This window comes from Limnochorda pilosa (genome assembly GCF_001544015.1).
Taxonomy (GTDB): Bacteria; Bacillota; Limnochordia; order Limnochordales; family Limnochordaceae; genus Limnochorda; species Limnochorda pilosa.
In genome coordinates this window covers 2,126,364-2,149,865 of record NZ_AP014924.1, presented here as the reverse complement: position 1 = coordinate 2,149,865, position 23,502 = coordinate 2,126,364, and the positions used below count along the sequence as shown (strand labels likewise).

Here is a 23,502-nt window from a genome sequence, read left to right as displayed (position 1 = left end):
GGAAGTGAAGGATCACAAAGCTCGAAGGGGAGGTCATACGTACGATGAGGCGAGCCTGTCTGGTCGCATGGGTGCTGGCGTTGACCCTGGCAGCAACTCTCGCGGCGCCGGCCTTCGCCGCGGAACCGATCACCTTCTGGAAGTTCGCAGACACCTACGGCGATCCCACCATACAGGAGTACGTCGACCAGTGGAACGCAGCGCACTCGCCCAAAGTCGAATTCGTGAGCATCCCATGGGCAGAGTACACCACCACCCGCCTCACGGCTGCCTTTGCGTCGGGGCAGGGGCCCGATGTTTTCTGGGTCAGCCCCGGCGACTTCCTCCGCTATGTGAGCAACGGGATCCTGGAGCCCATGGACACGTACCTGACCGCGTCTCAGGTGGAAGACCTGGTTCCGGTTGCTCGCGACAAGGCGACGGTCAACGGGCGCATCTATGGCGTGCCGGTAGAGCTGGAGCCGCTTGCCGTCTTCTACGATAAGGACCTCTTTGAAGAGAAGGGTCTGGCGGTCCCCCAGTCCTGGGACGAGCTCGTGAGAGTCGCCCAGGCCTTGACCACACCGGAGCGCTTCGGACTGGTCATCGAGCCTGCCGCGGACTTCTACCAGCTCTTCACCTTCTATCCCTTCCTCTGGTCCGCTGGCGGCGACGTGATGGACGAGGGGTGGACCCAAGCGCGGATCGCATCGCCCGAGTCTGTCGCCGCCCTGCAGTTCTGGTCCGACCTGGTGAACGTCCACGGGGTTTCCCCCAAGAGCCAGCCGGCCGCTGCCAACGATGTCACCATGCTGGGCAGCGGATTCGGCGCCATGCAAGTCACCGGCATGTGGGCTGTGAAGATCCTCAAGGAGCAATATCCGGACTTCAACTACGGCGTCTTCCCTGTGCCACCCAAGGAGCGCGGAGGCGAGAGCGTCAGCGTGACGGGCGGCTGGATGCAGGTGATCAACGCCAAGTCGAAGGACGTTGAGGGCGCGGCGGAGTTCACCCGGTGGCTCTTCTACGAGTCCGACTTCCCCGTGGTCTGGACCATCCAGAAGAACTCCAAGTTCCCCACGCTGCAGAGTATCCTGGACGCGAACCGGGAGTACTTCCACTCGGGCCCGATGAAGGTCTTCACGGAGGAGATCCTGCCTGCGGCCCGCCCGGAACCCCGGTTCCCGCCGGAGGTCCAAAGGGCCCTGCTCGACGCGCTCCAGGGGACGATGTTCGGTGGAGTCCCCGCTGAGATGGCAGCCAAGACCGCTGAAGCGCAGATCAACCGCTTCCTGAGGACCTACACGGGCGCTCGGTAGCGTTCGGTCGGGGGCGATGGCAGTTGCCCAGGAAACGCTGTCATCGCCCCTTCCATCCCCAGGGCGCTCAGTGGAGGTGAACGCGCCAATGCGGTTCCGGACGTGGGCGGATCGCGCGACAGGCTATCTCTTTGTCTTGCCGGACTTGCTGGGCCTGGTGGTCTTCGTCATCGCCCCCGCCGTGCTGGGCCTCATCCTGAGTCTGTTCGACTGGTCCGGGCTGGGCCCCATGACGTTCGTCGGCCTAAGCAACTACAAGACCATGTTCGAGGACCCGATCTTCCTGCGCTCCCTTGGGATCACGTTCCGGTACGTGGCCGTCTTCGTGGGCGGCAACTTCGTTCTCGCCATGGCGCTGGCCTTACTGGTGCAGCATCAGGGACGCGGGATCGGCTTCTACCGGGCCGTCTTCTTCGCGCCGGCCTCCATCTCGCTGGTGGTGGTCGGTTTCGTCTGGAAGTTCATGTTCCAGCCGAACGGGTTGATCAACGGGCTCATCAAGACGTTGGGGTTTCCCGGCCAGCCGTTCCTTGGATCCATGTCCCAGGCGCTGGGCGTGGTCCTGTCGCTCTCCTTTTATCTTTCCGCGGGCTATTTCATGGTCATCCTGATCGCGGGGCTGAACGACATCCCCGAGCAGTACTATCACGCTGCGATGGTGGATGGAGCCACGAAGCTCCAGCAGTTCTGGCACGTCACGCTGCCGCTGCTGAAGCCCACCAGCTTCTTCGTGCTCGTCATGAGCATCTTGCAAGGCTTCCAGGTCTTCGACCAGATATACGTCTTGACGGGCGGGGGTCCGTTCTATGCCACGACCACCACGGTCTTCTACGCCTTCCAGAGTGCGTTTCGATACTACCAGTTCGGCTATGCCTCGGCCATCACCGTGGTGATCTTTGCCATTCAGGTCGCGTTGTCGGTCGTACTCTTCCGCTTGCTGAAAGGGGGCCGCGTGGCATGAGGTCACCTCGGGTGACGGGGCTGCTCCAGCCGTTCGGTTCGGCTCGGCGCAGGGCCCAGACGTGGCGGCACCTCCTCCTCTCGCTCCTGGCCGCGGTGTTCATCCTGCCGCTGTACTGGATGATCGTCAGCGCGCTCAAAGGGCCGTCCGAGATCTTCGCGGTGCCCCCGGTATGGATCCCAAGCAGGTGGAACTGGAACCACTTCGTCGACGTCTTCCAGCAGGTGCCCTTCGCGCGGTGGATGTTCAACTCAGGTTTCGTGTCGATCACGGTCACCCTCGTTGCGCTCCTGACCCACTCCATGGCGGCCTACTCGCTGGCCCGGCTCCGCTACCGAGGGCGCAGGGTGCTGTTCGGGTTGATCATCGGCACCCTGATGGTGCCCTTCTGGGTCATCATGATCCCGCTCTACATCGAGGTACGGGCCTTCGGCTGGCTTGACACCTACTGGGCCCTCATCATTCCGGCGATCCCCAACGCGTTCGGGATCTTCCTGTTGCACCAGTTCTACCTGGGGATCCCCCACGAACTCGAAGAGGCCGCCACCATCGACGGTTGCAGCAAGGCGGGGATCTTCTTCCGTATCGTGCTCCCGCTCTCGAAGCCGATCATGGCGGCCCTCGCGGTCTTCTTCTTCGTTGCCAACTGGAACAGCTTCCTGTGGCCGCTCCTGGTCACCAACGCGACGGAGATGAAGACGGTCCAGGTCGGGATCGCCGGGTTCTCAGGGCAGTACCAGAACCCCTGGGGTTACCTGATGGCGGCGAACACCATCGCGGTCCTGCCCAACCTGGTCGTCTTCCTCCTCCTGCAGCGCCAGTTGATGGCGAGCATCACCATGTCCGGGATCAAGGGATGAGGACCTGGGACGGAAACAAGGGAGAGGAGGCCGTGTCATGCAGCGTGGACGGGTCGGGTGGTGGATCCTCGCCGCCACCGTGTGGTGCGGGGGCACCTTGGGGGCGGGAGCAGCGGACGAGCCGATCGATCCCATCGTCGGAATCAGGACCACCCAAGTCGCCCCGCTGACAGGCTCGAGCTCGGTCAACCGCACCGAGGGCGTGGACGTGATCGGGACCGATCTGGGGGTCTTGGCTGAAGTCGATGGTACGATCTACATCGCCTTCGGCGATACCTTCGGATACGGAAAGACCAACTGGCGCTCGAACGTGCTCGCGCGCACGACGGACGTGGAGCCTTCCGACGGGATCACCCTGGACGGCTGGATCACGGACGAGCTCGGCCGTGCCAGGGAAATCGTTCCAGGTCTCAAGGAGAGCAACGACGCTGGCGGTGAGGTAACCAAGATCCCCACGGCTCTCACGTCCGTGGACGGGCGCCTGTACATGGCGTTCATGTCGGTGCGCCGCTGGGGGCCGCCCGGCCGGTGGGACGCGAATTACGCCACGTGGGCGTACTCGGACGACCGGGGCGAGGCGTGGCATGTGGTGGACCCACCGATCTGGCCAGAAGAGAGCGGGTTCATCATGCTGGCCGTCTCTCAGCAGCGCGGGCGCGGGAACGCCGAGGGGTATCTATGGCTCCTGGCGACGCCTGCCGGAAGGTTCGGAGGAGTGAAGGCGGCGAGGGTAAGGCCCGAGGAGATCCTGGATCGCGGGGCCTATCAGTACTACAGCGGCCCCGGCGCGGACGGGCAGCCTCAATGGTCCCGAGATCCCGCCGAGGCCGTGGAGGTGATCCCCGCCCCGGCGGGGGAGGGTTCGCTCCTTTGGAACCCGTACCTCGACCGCTGGATCTACACGTACCTCAACGAACGCTCGCACAACATGGAGCTTCGCTCCGCTCCCCGGCCGTGGGGGCCGTGGAGCAGGCCCCATACGCTATCCGAGGCCGCGAAGTATCCGTCCCTCTACGGCGGGTTCATGACCCCTTCGTGGGTGGAAGACGACGGCCGGGTGATCTACTTCCTGATGTCGCAGTTCGGACCGTACAACGTCTATGTCATGCGGGCCGAGTTGGAGACAGGAGGCGGTCCAACCGACGAGTGACCGGCGAGCTCTGCCAGGGCTCCCCTTCCCGCGGACCGGGAACACCGGCGCTGGACGCGGGTCATGAAGCTGCGCCGTTCCGGCCACCCTGTGGTGGGGGTGGTTCCGATGCGGCAGCTCTCCATCGAGGAGCTGGACCGGGTCCTGAAGGGCTGGCGGGGCCGGACCGTGCGGGTGGCCAAGCGAGAGCAGGACAACTGGGACCGGGTCGAGATCGACCTGGAAGACGTGGGCTACCAGGAGAACGAACGGAGTATCGATGACTACGTGGGCCGCCACGTGCTCCAACTCCACGGGGCGGGGACCGTGGAGCCCGAGCCGGGCGCCGAATTGTCCTCACTTCCTGGGCGTGCCCTTGAGATCCCCCTGACCGCCGACGACACCTACATCCTGGAGGACGGGCGGCTGGAAATCTGGAGCCCACGGGGCCAGTACGTGCTCGAAGGCGTCGCCAAGAACCCGAGCTGAGCGCGCCCCCCTCGCCGGTAATGATCTCCTGGCTCGGGTCGTGGAGGAAGGGGCCAGGGATCCAGCTGGCCTGGGCCTGAGGCCCACCCCAGACGGTAGTAAGAGAAGGCCAGGAGGACGAGGCCAAGCCAGAAGACCGGTACCGAGGCGCCGCCCACCGAGACGAGGCGGACCACGGGATCCACGGGCGCGTTCCGCCTCAGAGGGCTCGCAGTGCCCAGAGCCAGACCCGCGGCCACGGCCACGAGCATGGCGGTCAGGGCCAGCTCCACCGTGGCGGGGAGGTATTGGGCCAGGTCTGCGGCTACGGGTCTGCGGGTGCGCAGGGAGACACCCAGGTCTCCCCGGAGCAGGCCTCGCGCGGCAGGACGCTACGGCTGGGGAGCGAACGTGCCCTAAGAACGGTGCCCGGGTGGTAACCAGCCGACCCGAACTCAGGCGCGCGAGGAGGCGATGGGTCATGCCCGACGACGGGCTGGTCGTGGAAGGTCTGCCGCCGGGGTACACGGTGGAGGCGGTAGAAGGCGAAGGTTTCCATGAGATCTTCCGGCAGCTCCGCCGGCGGGTCTTCGACGAGCGAACCGCTTTCGAGTGGCGGAGAGTCCTGACGGACGACGAGCGGCGCCGGCTGGAGGACCTCGAAGGACGGTTGGCCGTGCCGTGGCGCATCCGCCACCAACTCCTCTTCAAGCACGGAGACGAGATCGCCGGCTGGTACTTCGGCGTGCAAGAGAGCGCCGTACGTTACGTGATGATCAACACGGGCCTCTTCCCCGAGCACCGCCGCAAGGGCATCTACACCGCGCTGCTGCACTCGCTGCTCCCCCACCTGAAGGGGCTGGGGTTCCAGGAGATCGTGAGCTACCACCACGCCACCAACACGCCTGTACTCATCGCCAAGCTAAAGGCGGGCTTCGTGATCAGCGCAATGGAGATCAACGACTCCTTCGGCCTGCTGGTCCGGTTGACCTATTACACCAACCCGACCCGCCGGGCGATGATGGCGGTCCGTACGGGGGAGGTCGAAGCCTCGGAGGAACTCCGGCGCCACGTGGGAACCGGCGGCTGAGTGGAGGCGAGTGCAAGGGGGAGCAGGGATCGCGCCGTCACCCTTTGAAAGGGGAGCAAGGACCCACCGCACCGCGGCGCCGATGAGCCAGGACGGCACGGTGGGACCAACGCGTGCGTCACCCAACGCATGCGCCCAAGCAATGGAAGCGGAGGTCGGATCATCTGCGCGCCCTGGTGCTGGACCTGGACGGGACCATCATCGACACGGAGTCGGCGCTGTACGACGCCTGGGAAGAGGTCTACGGCCGAAGGGGGGCCGTGCTGCCCCTGGAGGAGTGGATGCGCTGCGTGGGCACGTCGCCGGACGCCTTTGACCCTTACGCGTACCTGGAAGGGCTTGTGGGGCATCGGCTGGACCGGCGGGCCCTGGAGGCGGAGGTGGAGCAGGCCGCCGCGGCTCACCTGGCCAGGTTGCGCCCACGGGACGGGGTGGTCGCGCTGGTGGAGGCCGCGCGCCGGGAAGGGCTCGGCCTGGCGGTCGCCTCGAGCTCGGGCCGCCCGTGGGTGGAACGGTTTCTGGAGCAGGCGGGCCTGACCGCGGCCATCGACGTGCTGGCCACCGCGGACGACGTGGCCCGGGTGAAGCCGGCGCCGGACCTCTACCTGCTGGCCCTGGGCCGGCTGGGCGTGGAGGCCTCGGAGGCCCTGGCGGTGGAGGACTCACCCAACGGGGCGCGGGCCGCTCTGGCTGCCGGGTTGCGCTGCGTGGTCGTCCCGAACCCGCTCACGGCTGGCGAGGTCTTCCCGGCCGAGGTTCCCAGGCTGTCGTCGCTGCGAGGCCGGACGCCTCGGGCGCTGTGGGAGCTGGCGAGGCGGCGGCCTCAGTCCTTGTCTTCATCCTCGTCATCGAGGTCGTCTTCGTCGAACTCATCGTCCTCATCGTCGTCATCATAGTCGTCTTCGTCGTCCTCGTCATCGTAGTCGTCAAAGTCGTCGTCGTGCTCGTGGACGGACCGCATCACCCACGACGGCGCGGAGACCGTGTGCAGCACGTCCTCGGCGGCGAGCCAATCCTTGATGCCGGCGAACTCGGCTTGCGCGGCCTCGAAGGACGGGAAGCGTGCAATGGCCAAGTCGATGCCGCTGGCCATCTCGTTCAGGGCGATGAGAAGCTCGCCCTCGTCCTCGTCCTCCGCAGAGGGGCGCACCTCGATGGAGGTTACCTGGTTCAGACTAACCAGCACCGCGTTGTCCAGATCGAGCCACTTCACGGGCCATCCCTCCTGGATGCCTTCATGGCGACTCCCCCGGGGTGGTGACCGCCCGAAGGGGTCTCACATGCCAAGCCTGTGTTCCCCGGGCAAGGGATATGTTCCTGGGCGCGGACCTCACATCCCCAGTCTTTTCTTCGCCGCCTGGACTCGGACGAAGGCGGGGACCGTGATGGAGCGGACGTCGACCACGTGGGACCCACCCGGCAAGGTCTGGCTGGGCTCCCATACATCCACCCAGTCTCCCGGGGGAAGCCAGATGGGCCACTCAGCCTGGTCGGGTTCGGTGACGGGGTGGACGACGATGTCCCTCCCGAAGTAGTAGCCCAGGCCACCGGGGCTCGCCGGGTCTACCTCATCGGGATGCGCGTAGGCCAGGGCGAGGAGGAATGGCCTGCCCGTTCTCCCGGGAGCGGGTCGCGCGGCGAACGCTCGCAGGATGTGTGAAGAAAGGGGACGTCCAACCCGGCCGGCTGGTGCACGATCTCTGAGATCGACGTGAGCATCGGTCCATGACCTCGTTCCGTGGGAAGGATGGTGGAGCCCGGCGGGGCACCCTGGGGGTGTCCCGCCGGAGTGGAGGCGCGCCGCCGCGACGTTCTCCGGCGGGCGCGCCTGCTTCAGTCGATCGGGTCCCTCGCGGCAGCCTGGGCGGCGCTGAGCGCCTGTCGAGGGGTCAACCGTCCGGCAACCGCCAGCTCTAGCTGGGCGTTGATCCGGTCTGTAAGCTCGTTGAAGCGCGCGATCACCGGAGGTACCACCACGTCCTCGAGCGCCTGGAAGACCGCGTCGCGGTTGGTCGGAGGAGCCTGCTGCAGGTACGGCGCGAGCAGCTCGCGGTCCTGGACCACCGGCAGCTCCCAATCGGAGGCGATTCGGGTCTTGACGCAGGTAATTGGCGGCCCCTACGAAACGGGGTGGGCTCAGGACGTTCCACTCGGTCAGGCTCAGCGCCAGGGAGCCGACGAGGGGCAGCCCGTTGAAGACCAGGAAGCCTGCGAAGCTGGGGAGCAGGAAGAGAAGGACCAGGGAGAGGTCGGATCGCCTGCGGTTCATGCCCCGGTGCTCCCATCGGCGGTCGTCGAGGCCTTTGAGGCTCCATCTGCCTTGCCGAGGCGGGAGCGTCGATCCTCTTCCTCGGTGATGATCCGTTCGGCCGCAACTTGGTCGACGATGAGGACGTCGAGCACGCCAGTACGCAGGCCGCCCAGAATGGCCTCCACGGTGTCCAGATCGGATGCAACCCCCACCACCAGCGGGAGTGCCCGAAGCTCCGCCAAGCTCAGGCTCATCACCTGCTGGCTCAGCACCGTATCGCATTCGATGCCGTCGATCGTGTAGAAATGAAAGCAGCACTCGCCTGCTGCGCCGGCCTCGGTGAGGAGGCGTTGCTCACGGTCCCCCAGCCCGTCGACGCGTACCAGAGAGGTGTGCCGCCAGAGCGCGTCCAGCCCAACCAGGGCTACCTGTGCCGTACGGGCCATCTCCAGGCTGCGCCGCACGCTGATGTCCCGCATCAGCGCCTCGCGGGTAGGGGCGTGGAGAGGGTGGCACTCGGCGTCGTGCAGCTCCGCGACCCGTCGGGCGAGGTCGAAGGACTGGAGCACGGGTGATGTGGAGCCAAGCCCGCCCACGAGCTGGACCACGTTCATTCCGGGCACGTGCTCCGGCCGCATGGCCTTGACGGTCTCGTAGAGGGTGATGCCCCAGGAGATGGCCAGAGTGACGCCGGGCCGCAACAGGTTCTGGACGTAGGAGGCCGCAGAGTGCCCCACGGTCTGGCGGAGTGTGTCCGGGATGGTGGCGGCGGCCGGGACGACCACCGCCTCCTTCAGGTCAAAGAAGCGGCAGAGCATGTTCGAGAGGTCCGTGACGTTCTCCACGCCTTGCGAGATAGTGATACGGACCAGGCCGATGTCCCGGGCCCTTTGAAGCAGGCGTGAGATGGTCGGGCGGGAGACACCCAGCCGTCGAGCGATCTCCAGCTGCGTCAACCCATGGCAGGAACATATGTGCATGCCCTTCTGGAACGCGGTCGGAAAGAGCATCGGTTCAAAGGAACGCGGGTCGCGCCGGCACGGCGGTCGGGTCAAGGACGCCACACGGAACAAGCTGCGCGGGAGGCGACTGGCTCGCCGAGGTAACGGTCCACGCGCGTCGAAGGAATGTCGTCAGGAGGTGGCACCGGTGTTCCAGGTCTACCTTGATACCAGCCGCCGCTCCTCGCGGGTGATGGCGCACCTGCTGGAGCCGCCGGGGTTGGGCATCCGGTTCGAGAGCCGGCCGGCTCTGGACGCAGGGCTCGGTGAGGCCGTCGCGGCCCACCTGGCGTGGCTCGGGTCGCACGGACACTGGTCGCATCCGACCCCGGACCCAGCCGGCCTCCAGTGGCAGATTATGGAGGAGCAACTGCTGGAGGGAGACTTCGAGTCCGGCGACGACGTGGGCTTCTATGGCCCGGACCTGGTGCCGCCGGAGCCTGGCGAGATCGAGCGGTACCTGGCCATCGCCCGGAGTGCAAGGGAGGAACTGCTGGCCCTGGTGCGGGGCCTGCCGGCCGGGGCGATGGAGTGGCGCCGCGACGAGCGGAGCCGCCCCATCGGGCAGATCCTGAAGCACGTGGCTGGAGCCGAGCTCTGGTACATCACGCGGGTGATCGACGATCCGTCGGAGCGGGGCCTGCCGCCCGAGCTGGAGGACCTGGACCGGCGCATGGACGCCACCGAGGATCCGGTGGCGCGTCTGGTGCTGGTGCGTCAGGGTTTCGAGGCGTTCTTCCGCTGGCTGCCGCTGGAGCGTTTGGGGCGAGTCGTGACGCCGAGCTGGTTCTGCGAGATTACCACCGAACGTTGGACGGTCCGCAAGGCGTTGCGCCGTGCCATCGAGCACGAGCGGGAGCACACCCGGAGCGTCGCGCGGGTGGTAGAAGGCAGGGGCTGAGCGTGCCCCATTCAGGCAGAAAGGGCCCGGCAGTCCTGAGCGAGGTCGCCAGGTTGAACGGCGCAAGCTCTGTCATGATTCAGCGCGCGATAGTGGCATAATGCCACCATGCGAAGACGAAACGTGACAGATGGGGTTGCTGGCTGGGGAGGACCTCCGAGCCTGTCGCCCGGCGGGGGCCGCCTGTGCGGTATCACTTCCCCTGCGTCACCCGGTTCGGGTCCAGGGCGTCGCGAAGGGCGTCGCCCACGAAGTTGAAGCCGAGCACGGTGACCATGATGGCCAGGCCGGGGAAGATCGCGTACCACCAGGCGTTGAAGATGTAGCTCTGGCCCGTGTTCACCATGGTGCCCCAGCTGGGGATGGGCTGCTGGATGCCGAGCCCCAGGAAGCTCAGCGTGGCCTCGCTCAGGATGGCTCCTGCGGTGCCCAGGGTGCCCACGACGATCATGGGGCTGAGGGCGTTGGGGATGATGTGGCGCAGCAGGACCTTGTAGCCGGGTACGCCGATGGCGTGGGCGGCGGTGACGTACTCCAGGTTCTTCAGGGCCAGCACCTGGCTTCGCATGATGCGGGCCTCGCTGGGCCAGCCGATGGAGCCCAGGGCCAGCGCGATGGTGGTGACCGTGGGCTCCAGGATGGCTACTACGGCGATGAGGAAGAGGAGCGATGGGATGGCCATGAAGATCTCGGTGACCCGCATGAGCAGGTCGTCGAAGCGGCCGCCCAGGTAGCCCGCCAGGGCGCCCACCAGCGAGCCGATGAGGAGCGCCACGCCCTCGGCCACGATGCCGATGCGGAGCGAGATGCGCGCCCCGTAGATGAGGCGGCTGAGGAGGTCGCGGCCCAACTCGTCGGTCCCCAGCGGGTAGGCGGCGGAGGGCGGGTGGAGGCGGGCCCCCAGGATGTTCTGCGCCAGCGGGTCGTGGGGGGCAAGGTAGGGCGCGGCAAAGGCGACGATCACCAGCGCGCCAACGATGCCGAGTCCCACCATGCCAAGCCGGTGGCGGCGGAAGGTCCGCCAGAACCGCCGGGCGTTGGAGACCGTCTCGCCCTCGGAAACCTGCGTCTGTACCCGTTCTGCCAGAACCTCGCTCACCGGTCGCCAGGCCCCCGTTCCGCCAAACCGTCTTTGCTGCCACGCCCGTGGCCGCTCCCTACCGCCATCCGCCCACACCGCCATCCGCCCACGCCGCGCCGGGTGGCTCCCTGGCTCCTTCCCGGGCCTTGGCCTACTCGTACCGGATCCTCGGGTTGAGGAACGCGTACGTGAGGTCGATCACCAGGTTCACCGTGACGAAGATGAACGCGCCGAAGACCAGGGTCCCCAGGATCACCGGCGTATCGCGGCGCATGATGGCCGTTACCACCGCCCGGCCCAGGCCCGGCCAGTTGAAGACGGTCTCGGTGACCACCGAGCCGCCCATCAGGTACCCCACGTCGAGCCCGATCACGGTGACCACCGGCACCAGGGCGTTCTTGAGCTGGTGGCGCATCACCAGCCGCCAGCGGCTGAGCCCCTTGGCCGCGGCCGTGACCATGTACTGCTGGGGCTTCACGTCCAGCATGGAAGAGCGGGTGATGCGCGCGATGGTCGCCGAGAGGTGCGTGCCCAGCACCAGCGAGGGCAGCACCATATAGATGAACTCGCCGCCCCCGTAGCCCGCCACGGGGAAGAGGGCGATGCCGTACTTGTCCTGGGTGAGGAACATCTTGGCCAGGATGCCCTGCCAGAAGACGGGCATGGCGACCCCCACCAGGGCCAGGAACATGAGGGTGTGATCGACCCAGGTGTACTGGCGCTCGGCGGCCAGGATCCCGGCGGGGATGCCGATGAGGAGGGCAGCCAGCATCCCCCCGGCCATGAGCTGCACGGTGCGGGGGAAGCGGTAGCCCACCACGTCCCGCACCGGCTGGTCCAGCACGTAGGAGGTGCCCAGGTCCCCCTGGGCGACCCGCCCCAGGAAGCGCCCGTACTGGACGTACCAGGGATCGTCGAGCCCCAGGCGGTCCCGTACCCGCTGGATGGTGGCGGGGTCGGCCCGGCGGTAGCTCTCGCCCAGCACGGCCCGCACGGGGTCCCCGGGCATGAGGTACGAGAGGACGAAGATGATGGTGAAGACGCCCCAGAGCGTGGGAATCGCCAGGAGCAGCCGGCGCAGGACGTAGCGGGTCACGGGCGGCACCCTTCCTCTGGCGTGTTCGTGCTTGCCCTCTCGGGCAGGCGTCCTCGAAAGCGAGCACGCGACGGCGGGCCGGGGACCTGCAGCGTCTGCCGCAGGCCCCCGGGCCGGAGACTCACCGCTCGATCGAGACGTACTTCATCGGCACCCGGTACGCCCCGGCGGCCGACAGGTGGAAGTCCTTCACGTAGGGCTTCACCAGTAGCATCACCTTGCTGTAGGCCAGCGGCACCCAGGGCACGTCCTCCATGATCTGCTCGTGGATCTTCTGGTAGAGGGCGTTCCGGGCCTGGTCATCGGTCATGGCCGTGGCCTGGTCGATCATCGCGTCGACCTCGGGGTTGTCATACTTGGTGTCGTCCCGCCCCTTGTAGAAGAGGAAGTTGAACACCTCGCTGGGGTCTGGGAAGTCGGCGCTCCAGCCGCTCAGGAAGAGGTGGACGTCGTCCTCCCCGATATGGCTCCAGTAGGTGGTGTTATCCTCGGAGCGGAGCTCGATCGGGATGCCCACCTTGGCCAGCATGCTCTGGATGGCGGCGTGGTACGGCTCGCTGGCCGACGAGGCGAAGTAGTAGTAGGTGATGGGCGGCAGGCCCTTGCCACCGGGATATCCGGCCTCGGCCAGGAGTTCCTTGGCCTTCTCGGGGTCGTAGGGGTAGCCGTCCACGTCGGCCGCGGGCATGGCCGGCGGTAGCACGCCCTGGGTGGCGGGGAAGCGGGCGCCCTCCATCAGCACGTTCCAGAGGGTATCCTTGTCGATGGCGTAGTTGAAGGCGAGCCGCAGGGCCCGATTGTCCTTGAAGGGCCCGGTCGTCCACTTGAAACCCATGTAGCGCACGTTGAGGCCCGGGATCTCGTGATACTGGTCCGGAAACTCGCTGCGGAGGGCGGCCACCTGGCCTGTGGGGAGATCCAGCAGCACGTCGAGCTCGTCCTGGCGGTACTGGAAGAGCTGGGTGTTGGCATCGGGCACGTTGACATAGGTGAGGGTGTCGAGCTTGGGCAGGCCGGACTCCCAGTAGTTCGGATTCTTCACCAGGGTGATGTGGTCGTCGCGGCGCCACTCCCGGAAGAGGAAGGGGCCCGTGCCCACAGGGGTGCTGGAGAAGCGGGAGCCAAGCTGCTCGTAGGCCTCCCGGGGAACCACGTACGCGTTCACCAAGTCGAAGAGGAACCGGTGGTTCGGCGCCTCCAGGGTGATCTGGAGGGTGTGGTCGTCCAGGGCACGGAGGCCTTCCACGTCGCCGGCCTCACCCTCGGTGAAGGCTTTGGCGCCCTTCACGGCCTCCAGGTACTCGGGATGCTCGGACACCGAGGTGTCGCCGCTCAGGAACATCTTGAAGGACCAGATCCAGTCCTCGGCGGTGACGTTGGGGTCTTCGTAGGTCACGCCGGGAACCTGCTGGAACTGCACGCCCTTCCGCAGGTGGAAGGTGTAGGTGAGCCCGTCGGGCGAGATGTCCCAGCTCTCGGCCAGCTCGGGCTTGATGCCTCCCGTCAGCGGGTCGAAGGTGGTGAGGCCCTCGTAGACGTTGATCAGGATCGTCCGGGTGGCCACGGTGGTGGAGCGGAAGGGATCCAGGTGCTCGGGATCGGTGGCGATCGGGTAGCGGAAGGCCGTGGCGGCCTCGACCCGGCTCAGGGCCGGTGGGCCGGCCAAAGAGAAGGCCAGGAGGCCGAGTGCGGCCATCCAGACGGCGAGAAAGAGCACGCGACGGGCCGTGGAACGTCGAGTCCTGGAGTGCGTGATTTCTGGGCCCGACATGGGCGAGCGGTCAACGGGACGTGCCACCACGGGGAACCCTCCCTCATCGATGGCCGGGCGGGGCGGGGCAGTGAGGGCGATCCCCGGGCAGGCGCACGAGGCCGAGCCATCCCACCGGATCGTCAGGACCAGCCCTGCCGGGGGCGAAACCCGCAGCGCCCGGCGTGCTTGCGTTACCGTTCTCGTTCTACGGGAGTGGGACGAACCCTCCAGGCCTTGGGCATCTTGAGAGGCCCTGGGAAGGGGAGGATAGGCGCCGCGCGGGTGCCGAAACCCTGCCTGCTGACGGCGAGTGAGGCTGAAGCTCGACTGCCAGCTCCGGGCGGCCACCGGTATCCCGGTGATCTTCCACGTTCACAACATTTATTCGACGCCCACCGAATACCAGCAGGAGGATGAACGGCGGTATTTTGAGAACCTTGAGTCCTGGCTGATCCGGGAGTCGGCAGCGATCATTCCGGTCAGCGACTACATAGGACAGATGTGCCTACGGCTCGGTACTGACGCCGAGAAGATGACCGTCATCCCCAAGGCCGTTCACCTGGAGGAGTATGCTGGGGACTGGCAGCCACATGACCGGCAGACGGTCCTCTTCGTGGGTCGGCTCTCCCCGGAGAAGGGCCTGGATACCCTCTTCGCAGCGGTCGCCCTTATGCGTGATGCCGGCACGCCCGTGCGGCTCCTCGTGGCGGGCACTGGTGAAGACGCCTACGTCGAGAAGCTCTTCAGGCAGGTGGACGAGCTTGATCTTCGGCGGCATGTCGCTTTCCTCGGCTTTGTCGGCGGGCGCGACCTCGTCAGGCTGTACCAGACCAGCAGCGTGACGGTGGTGCCGGGCCACATGGAGGCCTTCGGACGAGTGGCGATTGAGGCGATGGCCGCTGGGGCTCCCGTAGTCGTCAGCGATGTGGGAGGCCTGGGCCCATTGGTGAGGCCCTCAGAAACCGGATGGCGCGTGCCCGCGGGCAACCCCGAAGCTCTGGCCGGCACCCTGACGGAGGCGCTCACCGATCAGGAGAAGGCAAGCCGGTTAGCGGCAGAGGGGCGCACCGAGGCGCGCTCCCTCTACAGCTGGGAGCGGGTTCTCAAGGCGACGGTTGACGTCTACCTGCGGGTGGCTCGGGGACGATGACCATGCGATGGCTTGTGCTTTCCCCGCATTGTGCTTTCCCCGCATCCCGATGACGCCGAATACGGCAGCGGCGGTCTGCTGGCAGGGCTGCGTGAACTGGACATGGAGGCCCATATCGCGTGCTTTGTGCCGACAGGCGAGCTTGAGGATGCTCCGACCCTCTCCGAGACAGCGTCGATCAGGCAGGTGGAGGCGCGGGCCTCGGCGGAACTGCTTGGGGCGATGCTCCACTGGCTGGAGGGGGCTGCTCTCCCTCGTCGGCCTGATGCTGCGCAGCCTGGTCCGGCTGCTCAGGGAGATCCGTCCTGATGTGGTTCTGACGCCTGACCCGGCAGACCGCCATACGTTTCACGTGGCGGTGACCGGGTGGTTGGAGCAGGCGAGCCAGATCGCCACCTTCCAGACGGGGTTGACAGAGGATAGCCCCGATCCCCTGGGATACCCTCCGCAAGTTCTTTATATGGAGACGTTCACAACAACCCAGTTTCAGCCAGAACTCTACGTCAACGTCAGCGCCTGGTACCCCACGGCGCGGCAGGCGCTGCTCCAGCACCGCACATCCACCGTCCGCGTCTCCATGCGCGACCAGGAGGCCGTCTCGCAAATGTACGCCAGGCTGCCGGAGAAGGCGGCGCCCTGGACATTCTGGTCTGGAACTCCGCATCAACCCGGAGTTGCCCGAGAGGGACCTGTCGACCTGATCCGGGTAGAGGCGATCGATGTCAACCTGAGTGCGACTACCGCTACGCGCGGAAGGCCGTCCAGCACATGGATGGGGTAGGGCGGGCGCTGTTGCCGGTCCCTCAGCTCCTTGGCGCTCGCCACACCGCGGTTGTCGTGCCGGTGGCCGAGCGTCTGGGGGCGACGACAGAGCGAACGGGAGCGCGGCCGGTGGAGTCGATTGCGGGGATCGTAGTGCACCCCGATGCCCGTGCCACCCTGATCGCCACACACCCTGCGGTTAGGCTTCGGATCCTGAGCGCGCTGGTGCTGCTGGGCGTGCCGCTCTTCGCGGAGAACCCGGCGGGCACGAGATCGGCGGAGGTAGGGGATCTGGCGGCCAGAGCAGAATCATCAGGTCTGTCGGCGCGGGTGGGGTTTATGAAGCGGCTTGCACCCGCCTACCGGCGAGTGCGGCAGATCGCTCGCAGCCGGGGTACCATTGGGCTGCAAGGGCGGCGTACGGTGGGTGAGTACACCGCTGACGAGGAGTTCCTGACGGATGTGGCTGTGCATGCATTCGATCTGTTGCGTTACCTGTTGGGCGACGTGAAACTTCTCGCCGTGGACAGGGTGGAGTTGGCAGAGCAACTCTTGACGCGGGGAGGCCTTTGGGATGGCACCTGGCGAAGGCGAAGAAGGAGCCGCTGCAGAACCACATCGTTCGGGCGCCTCCGGGACCTCCTGAACCTGCGGCTAGACCTCGCGTGGTGCGACGTCACCGGCACGTACGTCGAAGGTGACCGCTGTACCCGCTGATCAACAAGGAGGTATCCTCGTGGAGTACCGCAACCTGGGCCGTTCGGGCCTCAAGGTCTCTCGCCTCTGCCTGGGGACCATGTCCTTCGGCCGATGGATCGGCGAGGAGGAGGCGCGCCGGGTGCTGGACACGGCCCTGGACGCAGGCATCACGTTCATCGACACCGCGGACTTCTACGGCCGGGGCCAGGACACGGGGGACTTCAGCCAGATCGGCGAGGCCGAGACGATCCTGGGCCGGCTGCTGAAGGGCCGGCGGGACGACGTGGTCTTGGCCACCAAGGTCTACTTTCCTACGGGGCCAGGCCCCAACGAGGGCGGGCTCTCCCGGAAGCACGTCCTCCAGGCCGCGGAGGCGAGCCTGCGACGCCTCCAGACGGAGTACGTGGACCTCTACATCATCCACCGCTGGGATGCGGAGACGCCCATCGAGGAGACCCTCCTCACCCTCAACGACCTGGTGCGTGCGGGAAAGGTCCGCTACGTCGGCGCCTCCAACCTGGCTGCCTGGCAGCTCTGCAAGGCCCTGGGCCTGAGCGAGCGCCTGGGGCTCGAACCCTTCGTCTCCGTGCAGCCCGAGCTCAGCATCCTGCGCCGGGCTGCCGAGAGCGAGCTCCTGCCCTTCTGCGAGAGTGAAGGCCTGGGCGTGACGGTGTACAGCCCGCTGGCCCGGGGCCTGCTCACGGGCAAGTACGGGCCCGAGATCCTGGAGGGCCGGTATCCGGCGGCTACCCGCGCCGCGGCCGGGGAGGAGCGCCTCCACCGGTTGCTCACCCGGGAAAGCCTCCGGGTGGTGGAGGCCTTGAAGCCCGTCGCAGAGGCATCTGGGAGGAGCCTGGCCCAGCTTGCTCTGGGTTGGGTCCTCGCCAAACCCGTGGTCACCTCGGCCATCATCGGCGCCTCCCGTGCGGAGCAGCTCGGGCCCCTGGTCGAGGTGCTGGGACACCCCCTGAGCGCCGAGGAAGTCCGGAAGATCGAGGAGGTCTACGCCGGGTCCACGGGGCAGGCGGATCGGTGAGCGACCGCACGACCTGGGGCCTCCGGCGGCGATCCGGGTGAGGCGGGCCGCGGGAATGGGCCCGCCTCAGGACATCGCCGCCCTCTGGCCGTCGCTACGGATGGCTCGGGCTCACCCTTTCGTCTTCGGTCTGGCCATCCCCGACCGCTCCCGCTGCCGCGTGGCCTTGGCGAGCTGCTTACCCCAGCGCTGCCGTTCGAGCCGCTCACGCTGGTCCTGCTTCCGGCGCAAGAAGGCCTGCTCCCGCCGGAGCTTGCGGTACGCGGCGAGACGCTCGGGGGAGAGGCGACCCTCGTCCAGTGCCGTCTGGACGGAGCACTCCGGCTCGCCCTCGTGCCGGCAGTCGCTGAAGCGGCAGCCCCGGGCGAGCTCAGCGATGTCCGCGAAGGTCTGGTCGAGCCCTTCTTCCGAGGACCACGGCGCCAATTCCCGCAGGCCGGGGGTGTCCACCAGGAGGGCACCGCCGGGCAGGAGGATCAGATCGCTCCGGGTGGTGGTGTGCCGCCCGCGGTCGTCGTCGTCGCGAATGGCTCCCGTGGCCTGGAGCTCGCGGCCCGCTAGGCGGTTGATCAGGCTCGACTTGCCCACCCCCGAGGAACCGAGAAAGGCCACGGTTCGGCCCGCGCCCAGGTATGGGGCGAGCGCCTCCAGCCCCCGGCCCGTGGCGGCGCTGGTGAGAAAGACGGGCACGCCCGCCGCAACGGGTCCCAGGAGGTCCTGGTGTGCGTCCGGATCCGCGCAGAGGTCTGCCTTGTTCAACACGACGACGGGATCGGCGCCGCTCTCCCAGGCGGTGATCAGGTACCGCTCGATGCGTCGCGGGTTGAACTCCCGGTTGAGGGAGCTCACCAGGAAGACGGTGTCGACGTTGGCCGCCAGCACCTGCTCCTCGACCTTCCCGTTGGGCGCCGCGGCCTTGCGGGAGATGGCGCTGCGGCGGGGAAGGAGTCCTTCGATCACGCCCTCTCCGCTGGTGGCGGGCCCGCGCAGGGCGACCCAGTCTCCCACCACGGGGTATTCGGCGCGGGTGGCAGCCTGGTGGCGGTATCGCCCCGACACCCGGGCCAGGCGAGAACCGGCCGCCGTCAGGACCGTGTAGACGTCGTGGCTGTGCCCGGCGACCCGGGCAGGTTCGCACCCACCGCTCCGATACGTCTCGAACGGCGGGTCGTGCATGGGTCCCCAGCCGAGGATCCGTAGGTCGAAAAGACTCAACGCCAAACCCTCCTCGCATCTGTGCTCCGAGAACGACGAAACCCTGGGCCGTCATCCACCCAGGGCTCCTGCACAGACGCGGGGCCGGCCGACCGCAGGAGCGATCAGCGCAGGCGTGGCGCCTCGCGTGGGAGTGAGGGTGGAAGCGGACCCGTGCGCGCGGCAAAGAAAGCCCCAAGGGCATCTGCGGCCATCAACCTCACTCCCTTCTCTGGAAGGTCGTACCAGAAAACGAACCGGGGGCATTGTACCACGGCGCGCGGCCGGGTGCAACCCAACCGAGGAACCCAACTCAAGGAACAGCCACGACTCAGAAAGCGGCGGACGAACGGTGGCCGCCAGGCCCGCCGGGCTCAGGTTCCTTGAACGTCTTGCGACGCCCGCGACCGCGCGACCGGACGGTACGGGAGCAAGAACCCTGCCGGGTCGGGACTCCCGGCAGGTGTCGGCGCGCACTACTTGACCTGTGCGGTGGGCGACGGCACGGGCGGGCAGGGCTCAGCCTTTTCGGCGGAGACCGTGGCGATCGAGAGCAGCAGCACGGATGCGAGGACCAGAACGCCAATCCGAAGGGCACGGCTGAACGAACGCCGCATCGAGGGCACCTCCTTCCTTATTACGACTGAACCTGCGTTCGATACTAGTGAACGCAGTTCGATCAGGAGGATCTGCCGCATGTCAATTGGATCCCAGGAAGGCACGGATGGGGTGGGTTCCAGTTGACAGGACCCGCAAGCGGTCGCCCCGCCTGCGGGTCCCACCGGCGGTTGGACCCAGGGCGCACCTGGGAAGCGGTTACCGGGAAGCCCCTTCCCTGGTGGCCGCTACGGCCTCGTTCCAACCGGACACGAAGCGATGGGCTCTGGCGGTGAGCGCCTGGAAGTCGCCGGTCTGCGCCACGTCCTGCAGCAGCGGCCCGCCGACTCCCACCAGGTCGGCTCCGGCTCGCGCCCACTCGGCCAGGTTCTCCAGGTCCACGCCGCCCGTGGGGCACCAGGAGGCCTGGGGCAGGGGGGCTGTCAGGGCCTTCAGGTAGCTGGGACCCACCAGGGAAGCGGGGAAGAGCTTCAGCACGTCGGCACCCAGCTCCAGGCCCCGAAGGGCCTCGGTGGGGGTGAGGACGCCGGGGATGGCCGGAAGCCCATAGCGGTGAGCTGTCTCCACCACCTCACGTACCAGCCCTACGCTGAGGAGGTAGTGGGCACCGGCCGCCACCGCCTCCCGGGCCGAGGCGGCATCCAGCACGGTTCCCGCCCCTACCAGGAGCTCGGGGTAGCGCTCCCGGAGCGCGGCGATCACCCGGGAAGCCCCCGGTACCGTGAAGGTCACCTCCACGGTACGGACGCCGCCTGCGAGGAGCGCCTCGCTCACCCGCAGCGCCGTCTCCTCCGACCCGACGCGGACGATGGGGATGACCCCCGCCTCGACTAGGCGCTGCACCTGCTCTGCCCGTACCATGCGATCGCCTCCCGTAATCCAGACGAGATCGACCCGTCCAACGCAATACCGCGAAGCAGGGGTCCCGTGCTGCCCTCTGGATGTGCCCAAGCCCCAAGCCCACGTACCGGCCCCAGGGGTTTCCGGCGTTCACCCTCGAACGACCCCACCTCCGAAGGAGCCCCGGATGTTCCTATGAGCCCCGTATCCCATGGCCTCGGAGATGACCTCGGTGGTCTGGCGTACGAGTTCAGCCAGCTCTTTCATCCGGTCGGGCGTGGTCCGAAAGGTGGGGACCGTGACGCTCACAGCTGCCCGCGCCTCGCCCGTGTAGTCGAAGATGGGGGCGGCCACGCAACGAATCCCCTCCTCGTGCTCCTCCTGGTCGAAGGCGATACCCGTCTTCCGGATCTCCTCCAGTTCCTTTTCGAGCGCCAGGAAGTCGGTGATGGTGTTGGGGGTGTACCCATCCAGAGGGTGTCGCTCGACCAGGTGGAGCCGCTCGTCGCCCGGAAGGTGAGCCAGGAGCACCTTGCCCACCCCGGTGCAGTGGGCAGGCGCCCGGCGACCGATGCGGGAGTAGAGCCGCACGGTCTGGGGGCTCTCGATCTTGTCCACGTAGACGACCTCGCCATCGTCCAAGACGCAGAGATGGACCGTCTCCCGCGTCTGCTCCGCGAGTTTTTCTAGGTAAGGTCGTGCCTGCCGCGGGATTTCCAGGACGCTGAGCACAAGACTCCCCAGCTCGAAGGTGCGGATACCGAGCCGGAAGAGGCCGGTGGGCTCCTCACGCTGCACCAGACCGTCGTCGACCAGCGTCATGGTGATGCGGAGGACGGTGCTCTTTGGAAGCTGTACGGCGCGTGCCAGTTCGCTCAGGGTGATTCCGCGCGCACCGCTCAACCCCACCGAGAAGAGGATCCGGATAGCGTTCCGTACGGCACCAACCCGGGGAACGGGCGGGTGATCCAATGGCTTGAGCGGTTTTGGCAACGCTCGGGACGAAGCCATGACCTTCACGACACCTCCAGTCGAACCTGCCGAAGGGTCCGGCTCGCTCACCGGGAATGACCCTAACGCAGTGCCCAAGACCGTGAGAAGTGGAACCGCGTGTCACGTATTCGGGTTCGACCGCTCCAATACCTTCTGAAGATAGGCTGGCCGCGAGCAGGTTTCGTGCTGCGAACGAGGACATCAAGGGTGCAAGGATTGTCTTGGCGACGCTCGGCACGTGGAAGGAATTGGCGCTTGAGGAGCGAACATGTAGGTCGAGCATTGGTAGAACAGCATTTCATTGACGACGGGAGCAGATCGGTAGCGGCGGTAGGCAACGAGTGTCGATCACCGGCCACCGTCACCGGGGGGAGCAGAATGCCTAAGGAGCAGGTCCGCACGAACCGAGCCCCGGCCGCGAAGGGCCCATACTCGCAGGGAATCCGCACGGGAGACTTCATCTACGTCTCAGGGCAGGGGCCCTTGGATCCGGGAACGGGTCAGGTTGTCGGAACCACGATTCAAGAACAGACAGCGCAGGTACTAGAGAACATCAGAGCGATCCTTGATGCGGCCGGAGCGAGTATGGCCGACGTTGTGAAGGCGACGTGCCACCTGGCCGATCTATCCTACTTCGATGGTTTCAACGAGGTGTATGAGCGGCACTTCCCCGAACCGAGACCGGCGCGGACTACCGTGGGGAGCCAGTTGCAGGGGATTCTAGTGGAGATGGACGTAATCGCGCACCTGAGCGGGCGGTGAAGTCCGGCACCACGGGCGATCAACCGGTCGCAGGTGAGGGGTTGCTTGCGGACCGGCACGCGGGCACTGGTCGCGCTGTGGGGAGGGACGGGGCGGAACGAGTGGGAGGAAGCTCGATGGATCTCTATACACAACTCGGCTTGCGGCCGATGATCAACGCCGCCGGGACGTACACCGTCTTGGGTGGATCGAGGATGCCGGTCGAGGTGTTGGAGGCGATGAACGCCGCCGCTGGCTCTTTCGCTTCGATACCGGAGTTTCAGAGACGTGTGCATCAACGACTGGCGGAGTTGACACACAACGAGGCGGCCTTCGTGGTGACGGGTTGCGCGGCCGGCCTCTACCTTTCGGCGGCGACGGCCGCCGTGCAACGTCTGGGTTTGCGGCCCTCTGAGCTCACTCCGTCCAGGATGGCCGAGGCTGAGGTCGTCGTCTTCCGGTCGCACCGCAACCCCTACGATTGGGCCGTCCGGCAGCTGGGCGCCCGCCTGGTGGAAGTGGGGTATCCGAACGAGATCCAGCCCGTCACCGAAAGCGACTTTCGGGCGGTCTTCACCGATCGAACCACCGCCGTCCTTTACACTGTTTCGGGATGGACGGCTCCCGGCGCGCTGCCCCTGCGGGATGTTCGGCGGATTACGCTCGAATACGGAGTCCCGCTCTTAGTCGATGCAGCCGCGCAGTTGCCGCCCGTGGAGAACCTCTGGCGGTTTACCCGAGAGGAGGGAGCCGACGCGGTGATCTTTAGTGGCGGCAAGGACCTGCGAGGACCACAGGCGAGCGGGCTCATCGTTGGACGCCAAGGTTTCGTGGATCTTCTCGCAGAGGTTGCGTTTCCGGCTTACGGCATCGGCCGCATGCTGAAAGTCGGGCGGGAGGAGATGGCTGGCCTGCTTTCCGCTGTGGAACGGTACGTCTCCCTGGACCACGCCGCGCGAAAGCAGTGGTGTGAGGAGCAGGTCGAGTTGGCGCGCCGGGGGCTTGCCTCATTACCGGGCGTGACCGTTGAACGCTCCTATCCCAATGAAGCAGGTCAGCCGCTGCCGCGTGCCCTGGTACGTTGGATGGGACGCCCAGAGATGGCCAAGAGGGTGCAGGAGAAGCTGCTGGCTGGCGACCCGACTATCGCCGCCCACATCGATGAGAAGGACGGACTGTTCCTCAACCCCATGACCCTGGAGGAGGGCGAGATGTCGCTCATCGTCGACCGGGTGAAAGCTATTCTGGCCGACCTGGCTGTCGACGCCAGACGCTCCTGAACGGAGGTCTAGAGCCCAGCCGGCGCAGCATCTTGAATCGATCGAAGCTGGCCGGGTTGGGGCATGAAATGGAACAATGTCTCACCAATGAGCGCGCGGAGTCGACTGGGGGACGGCACTCGGGGAAGGGCGGGCTCTCACCCCGCGATACGACAAGCGCGCCGCTCAGCAGGACAAGGGCGGGTACGCTCTGGCGTGAACCGCGAAAACTTGACCGGGAGCAGGATGAGAGGGGATCCGCGGAATCATCGCCGGCCGCAATGTGTGGAAGGAATCGCTGGCGCTGGAAGCGAATGGTCC

General features: G+C 66.7%; 25 protein-coding genes. 14 read left to right on the top strand and 11 right to left on the bottom strand.

Features of this window, described 5'->3' with window-relative positions:
• Nucleotides 1-44: 44 nt before the first annotated feature.
• The 7 genes from LIP_RS09525 (at nucleotide 45) to LIP_RS09495 (ending at nucleotide 6,702) form a co-directional block, all read left to right on the top strand.
• Nucleotides 45-1,298 (top strand): ABC transporter substrate-binding protein, encoded by a 1,254-nt coding sequence (locus tag LIP_RS09525; protein ID WP_068137360.1) that lies wholly within the window; start codon nucleotides 45-47, stop codon nucleotides 1,296-1,298.
• An 88-nt stretch (nucleotides 1,299-1,386) separates the two neighbouring features.
• A complete protein-coding gene (locus tag LIP_RS09520; protein ID WP_068137358.1) occupies nucleotides 1,387-2,259 on the top strand; it encodes a carbohydrate ABC transporter permease in 873 nt (290 codons plus the stop codon).
• Complete coding sequence (locus tag LIP_RS09515; protein WP_082726106.1) at nucleotides 2,256-3,119, top strand: carbohydrate ABC transporter permease; 864 nt, start codon at nucleotides 2,256-2,258, stop codon at nucleotides 3,117-3,119. The genes LIP_RS09520 and LIP_RS09515 overlap by 4 nt, the downstream gene beginning before the upstream one ends.
• 37 nt (nucleotides 3,120-3,156) lie before the next feature.
• Nucleotides 3,157-4,269, top strand: a complete 1,113-nt coding sequence (locus LIP_RS09510) for a DUF4185 domain-containing protein (protein WP_068137354.1) — start codon at nucleotides 3,157-3,159, stop codon at nucleotides 4,267-4,269.
• 63 nt (nucleotides 4,270-4,332) lie between these two features.
• On the top strand, nucleotides 4,333-4,737 hold the full coding sequence (locus tag LIP_RS09505) for a hypothetical protein (RefSeq protein WP_068137350.1): 405 nt from the start codon (nucleotides 4,333-4,335) through the stop codon (nucleotides 4,735-4,737).
• Between the two features lie 460 nt (nucleotides 4,738-5,197).
• The gene (locus LIP_RS09500) at nucleotides 5,198-5,806 is read left to right on the top strand and encodes a GNAT family N-acetyltransferase (RefSeq protein WP_068137347.1); all 609 of its coding nucleotides are present in this window, start codon (nucleotides 5,198-5,200) and stop codon (nucleotides 5,804-5,806) included.
• 113 nt (nucleotides 5,807-5,919) lie between these two features.
• The gene (locus LIP_RS09495; protein WP_198409484.1) at nucleotides 5,920-6,702 is read left to right on the top strand and encodes an HAD-IA family hydrolase; all 783 of its coding nucleotides are present in this window, start codon (nucleotides 5,920-5,922) and stop codon (nucleotides 6,700-6,702) included.
• Here LIP_RS09495 and LIP_RS19160 read toward each other — a convergent pair.
• The 4 genes from LIP_RS19160 to LIP_RS09480 form a co-directional block, all read right to left on the bottom strand.
• Nucleotides 6,630-7,019 carry a hypothetical protein gene (locus tag LIP_RS19160; protein WP_068137344.1) on the bottom strand — a complete coding sequence of 130 codons (390 nt, stop codon included), beginning with the start codon at nucleotides 7,017-7,019 and terminating at the stop codon, nucleotides 6,630-6,632. The genes LIP_RS09495 and LIP_RS19160 overlap by 73 nt on opposite strands.
• Before the next feature lie 117 nt (nucleotides 7,020-7,136).
• Nucleotides 7,137-7,457 carry a hypothetical protein gene (locus LIP_RS20525; RefSeq protein WP_407936408.1) on the bottom strand — a complete coding sequence of 107 codons (321 nt, stop codon included), beginning with the start codon at nucleotides 7,455-7,457 and terminating at the stop codon, nucleotides 7,137-7,139.
• A 182-nt stretch (nucleotides 7,458-7,639) separates the two neighbouring features.
• Nucleotides 7,640-7,870 carry a hypothetical protein gene (locus tag LIP_RS19585; protein WP_068137341.1) on the bottom strand — a complete coding sequence of 77 codons (231 nt, stop codon included), beginning with the start codon at nucleotides 7,868-7,870 and terminating at the stop codon, nucleotides 7,640-7,642.
• A gap of 201 nt (nucleotides 7,871-8,071) precedes the next feature.
• The gene (locus tag LIP_RS09480) at nucleotides 8,072-9,037 is read right to left on the bottom strand and encodes a sugar-binding transcriptional regulator (protein WP_158509619.1); all 966 of its coding nucleotides are present in this window, start codon (nucleotides 9,035-9,037) and stop codon (nucleotides 8,072-8,074) included.
• Between the two features lie 169 nt (nucleotides 9,038-9,206).
• Here LIP_RS09480 and LIP_RS09475 point away from each other — a divergent pair, with 169 nt between their 5' ends.
• Nucleotides 9,207-9,959, top strand: a complete 753-nt coding sequence (locus LIP_RS09475) for a DinB family protein (protein WP_068137333.1) — start codon at nucleotides 9,207-9,209, stop codon at nucleotides 9,957-9,959.
• Between the two features lie 193 nt (nucleotides 9,960-10,152).
• Here the strand turns inward: LIP_RS09475 and LIP_RS09470 are convergent, their stop codons facing one another.
• From LIP_RS09470 to LIP_RS09460, 3 genes are all read right to left on the bottom strand, one after another.
• Nucleotides 10,153-11,058 carry an ABC transporter permease gene (locus LIP_RS09470; protein ID WP_198409483.1) on the bottom strand — a complete coding sequence of 302 codons (906 nt, stop codon included), beginning with the start codon at nucleotides 11,056-11,058 and terminating at the stop codon, nucleotides 10,153-10,155.
• A gap of 133 nt (nucleotides 11,059-11,191) precedes the next feature.
• On the bottom strand, nucleotides 11,192-12,136 hold the full coding sequence (locus LIP_RS09465) for an ABC transporter permease (protein ID WP_068137330.1): 945 nt from the start codon (nucleotides 12,134-12,136) through the stop codon (nucleotides 11,192-11,194).
• Between the two features lie 121 nt (nucleotides 12,137-12,257).
• On the bottom strand, nucleotides 12,258-13,934 hold the full coding sequence (locus LIP_RS09460) for an ABC transporter substrate-binding protein (RefSeq protein ID WP_144440416.1): 1,677 nt from the start codon (nucleotides 13,932-13,934) through the stop codon (nucleotides 12,258-12,260).
• A gap of 265 nt (nucleotides 13,935-14,199) precedes the next feature.
• Between LIP_RS09460 and LIP_RS09455 the strand changes: the two genes are divergently transcribed.
• From LIP_RS09455 to LIP_RS09440, 4 genes are all read left to right on the top strand, one after another.
• Nucleotides 14,200-15,039: a glycosyltransferase family 4 protein gene (locus tag LIP_RS09455; protein WP_068137324.1), complete on the top strand. Its 840-nt coding sequence runs from the start codon at nucleotides 14,200-14,202 to the stop codon at nucleotides 15,037-15,039.
• Nucleotides 15,040-15,069: 30 nt separating this feature from the next.
• Nucleotides 15,070-15,348 (top strand): PIG-L family deacetylase, encoded by a 279-nt coding sequence (locus LIP_RS20520; protein WP_407936407.1) that lies wholly within the window; start codon nucleotides 15,070-15,072, stop codon nucleotides 15,346-15,348.
• A gap of 582 nt (nucleotides 15,349-15,930) precedes the next feature.
• On the top strand, nucleotides 15,931-16,518 hold the full coding sequence (locus LIP_RS09445; RefSeq protein WP_144440414.1) for a Gfo/Idh/MocA family oxidoreductase: 588 nt from the start codon (nucleotides 15,931-15,933) through the stop codon (nucleotides 16,516-16,518).
• 19 nt (nucleotides 16,519-16,537) lie between these two features.
• The gene (locus LIP_RS09440; RefSeq protein ID WP_068137316.1) at nucleotides 16,538-17,536 is read left to right on the top strand and encodes an aldo/keto reductase; all 999 of its coding nucleotides are present in this window, start codon (nucleotides 16,538-16,540) and stop codon (nucleotides 17,534-17,536) included.
• A gap of 111 nt (nucleotides 17,537-17,647) precedes the next feature.
• On the opposite strand, the gene rsgA is transcribed toward LIP_RS09440, so the two are convergent.
• From rsgA to LIP_RS09425, 4 genes are all read right to left on the bottom strand, one after another.
• Complete coding sequence (gene rsgA, locus LIP_RS09435) at nucleotides 17,648-18,751, bottom strand: ribosome small subunit-dependent GTPase A (protein ID WP_144440413.1); 1,104 nt, start codon at nucleotides 18,749-18,751, stop codon at nucleotides 17,648-17,650.
• A 455-nt stretch (nucleotides 18,752-19,206) separates the two neighbouring features.
• Nucleotides 19,207-19,347 (bottom strand): hypothetical protein, encoded by a 141-nt coding sequence (locus LIP_RS18930; protein WP_158509617.1) that lies wholly within the window; start codon nucleotides 19,345-19,347, stop codon nucleotides 19,207-19,209.
• A 199-nt stretch (nucleotides 19,348-19,546) separates the two neighbouring features.
• On the bottom strand, nucleotides 19,547-20,209 hold the full coding sequence (locus LIP_RS09430; protein WP_068137308.1) for a bifunctional 4-hydroxy-2-oxoglutarate aldolase/2-dehydro-3-deoxy-phosphogluconate aldolase: 663 nt from the start codon (nucleotides 20,207-20,209) through the stop codon (nucleotides 19,547-19,549).
• A 129-nt stretch (nucleotides 20,210-20,338) separates the two neighbouring features.
• Entirely contained in the window at nucleotides 20,339-21,091 is a 753-nt protein-coding gene (locus LIP_RS09425; RefSeq protein WP_158509616.1) for an IclR family transcriptional regulator, read from the bottom strand.
• A 468-nt stretch (nucleotides 21,092-21,559) separates the two neighbouring features.
• Between LIP_RS09425 and LIP_RS09420 the strand changes: the two genes are divergently transcribed.
• Together LIP_RS09420 and LIP_RS09415 are read left to right on the top strand one after the other, a co-directional pair.
• Nucleotides 21,560-21,943: a RidA family protein gene (locus tag LIP_RS09420; protein ID WP_068137302.1), complete on the top strand. Its 384-nt coding sequence runs from the start codon at nucleotides 21,560-21,562 to the stop codon at nucleotides 21,941-21,943.
• Between the two features lie 116 nt (nucleotides 21,944-22,059).
• Nucleotides 22,060-23,202: an aminotransferase class V-fold PLP-dependent enzyme gene (locus LIP_RS09415; protein WP_068137298.1), complete on the top strand. Its 1,143-nt coding sequence runs from the start codon at nucleotides 22,060-22,062 to the stop codon at nucleotides 23,200-23,202.
• The last annotated feature ends 300 nt before the right edge of the window (nucleotides 23,203-23,502 follow it).

What these genes read in the sequence shown, in the direction of transcription:
- LIP_RS18930 (WP_158509617.1), bottom strand. Translation starts at nt 19,347, where the DNA reads ATGCGGCGTTCGTTCAGCCGTGCCCTTCGGATTGGCGTTCTGGTCCTC.
- LIP_RS09505 (WP_068137350.1), top strand. Translation starts at nt 4,333, where the DNA reads ATGAAGCTGCGCCGTTCCGGCCACCCTGTGGTGGGGGTGGTTCCGATG.
- LIP_RS09420 (WP_068137302.1), top strand. Translation starts at nt 21,560, where the DNA reads ATGCCTAAGGAGCAGGTCCGCACGAACCGAGCCCCGGCCGCGAAGGGC.
- LIP_RS09510 (WP_068137354.1), top strand. Translation starts at nt 3,157, where the DNA reads ATGCAGCGTGGACGGGTCGGGTGGTGGATCCTCGCCGCCACCGTGTGG.
- LIP_RS09430 (WP_068137308.1), bottom strand. Translation starts at nt 20,209, where the DNA reads ATGGTACGGGCAGAGCAGGTGCAGCGCCTAGTCGAGGCGGGGGTCATC.
- LIP_RS09500 (WP_068137347.1), top strand. Translation starts at nt 5,198, where the DNA reads ATGCCCGACGACGGGCTGGTCGTGGAAGGTCTGCCGCCGGGGTACACG.
- LIP_RS09480 (WP_158509619.1), bottom strand. Translation starts at nt 9,037, where the DNA reads ATGCACATATGTTCCTGCCATGGGTTGACGCAGCTGGAGATCGCTCGA.
- LIP_RS09515 (WP_082726106.1), top strand. Translation starts at nt 2,256, where the DNA reads ATGAGGTCACCTCGGGTGACGGGGCTGCTCCAGCCGTTCGGTTCGGCT.
- LIP_RS09525 (WP_068137360.1), top strand. Translation starts at nt 45, where the DNA reads ATGAGGCGAGCCTGTCTGGTCGCATGGGTGCTGGCGTTGACCCTGGCA.
- LIP_RS09520 (WP_068137358.1), top strand. Translation starts at nt 1,387, where the DNA reads ATGCGGTTCCGGACGTGGGCGGATCGCGCGACAGGCTATCTCTTTGTC.
- LIP_RS09415 (WP_068137298.1), top strand. Translation starts at nt 22,060, where the DNA reads ATGGATCTCTATACACAACTCGGCTTGCGGCCGATGATCAACGCCGCC.